Origin of the sequence: Sphingomonas sp., from assembly GCF_040398505.1 — a bacterium.
Lineage (GTDB): Bacteria > Pseudomonadota > Alphaproteobacteria > Sphingomonadales > Sphingomonadaceae > Sphingomonas.
Map to the genome: position 1 here is coordinate 1 of NZ_JBBATX010000206.1, position 1,274 is coordinate 1,274.

Here is a 1,274-nt window from a genome sequence, read left to right on the forward strand (position 1 = left end):
GGCAAAGTCATATGGTCGAAGCAACGCTCTGATTGAAGGAGTGTTCCATGAGTCGTTACTTTTCCGAGGGAACCCGGCAGGAGTTCGTTGATCTGGTCTGTGGTGGTGCGAGCGCGAAAGGCGCCGCTGCGACCTTTGGCGCGTCGTATACGTCAGGAATGAAGTGGTGGCGGCAATCTGGTGGCATGACTGTGGGTATCGGCCTTCCGGGTGGCCTCGTTGACCCGTTTCCTGACGCTGGCGCTACAGGGGTTCGAGGGTTGAGCCTCGCGGAGCGGGGCATGATCCAGTTCGGCCGAAGGCAGGGCCTCAGCTACGCCCAGATCGCCGCCCAGGTCGGCCGGAACAAGTCGATCGTGTGGCGGGAAGTGAAGCGGAACACGTCCCCGGATGGTGTCTATTACGCGTCGGTCGCGCATACCCGGGCGCATCAGGCGAGGCGTCGTCCGAAGGCGTTCACGCTGCGGGACAACGATGCGTTGTGTGCTCAGATCGCGGAGTGGATGGACACGGGATGGAGTCCGAGATTGATCTCGCGAATGTTGGCATCGGTGTTCGCGGGTGATCAGACTATGCAGGTGAGCCACGAGACGATCTATCAGGCGTTGTATGTCCAGACCCGCGGAAGTCTGCGGGCGAATCTGAATCAGAAGCTGAGTTTGAAGCGGAAGAAACGCGTGGGTACGCTCTCGAGCAGGGTCTCGCGGAGCCCGTATAAGGAGGCGTTCACGATCAGTGACCGGCCGGCAGAGATCCAGGACCGGGCGGTCCCTGGGCATTGGGAAGGAGACCTCATCATCGGCACGGAAGGAGGCTCTGCGATCGGGACTTTGGTCGAGCGGAAGACGCGGTTCACGATCCTGTTGCACTTGCCGAATGGGCATTCAGCGGACGAGGTCGCAGACGCGATGATCCGGGAGATGAAGACTTTCCCAGGGGATCTTCTGCAAACGATCACGTGGGATCGGGGCACGGAGTTGGCTCAGTATCGGCGGATCCCGACCGCGCTGAATCTGAAGCTGTATTTCTGTAATCCGCACTCGCCGTGGCAGCGGGGCACGAATGAGAACACGAACCGGTTGTTGCGGTTCTGGTTCGAGAAGGGAACCGACCTGTCGGTCCATACCGCCGATGACCTTCGCCGGGTCGCTCGCATCTTGAATGATCGCCCCCGTCCGACTTTGGGGTTGGAGACGCCCCGTCACCAGCTCAACCTGCTACTCAACGCAGCATAAAACCGACCGCGTTGCTCCCACCACTTGACATTGCCCCTT

General features: G+C 60.4%; 1 protein-coding gene. It reads left to right on the forward strand.

What is annotated here, in order from left to right:
• Positions 1 to 47 precede the first annotated feature (47 nt).
• The gene (locus ABWP09_RS14425; RefSeq protein ID WP_353205809.1) at positions 48 to 1,235 is read left to right on the forward strand and encodes an IS30 family transposase; all 1,188 of its coding nucleotides are present in this window, start codon (positions 48 to 50) and stop codon (positions 1,233 to 1,235) included.
• Positions 1,236 to 1,274 lie beyond the last annotated feature (39 nt).

Bases quoted from the DNA above. Each gene is read 5' to 3' on its own strand.
- ABWP09_RS14425 (WP_353205809.1), top strand. From the start codon at position 48: ATGAGTCGTTACTTTTCCGAGGGAACCCGGCAGGAGTTCGTTGATCTG.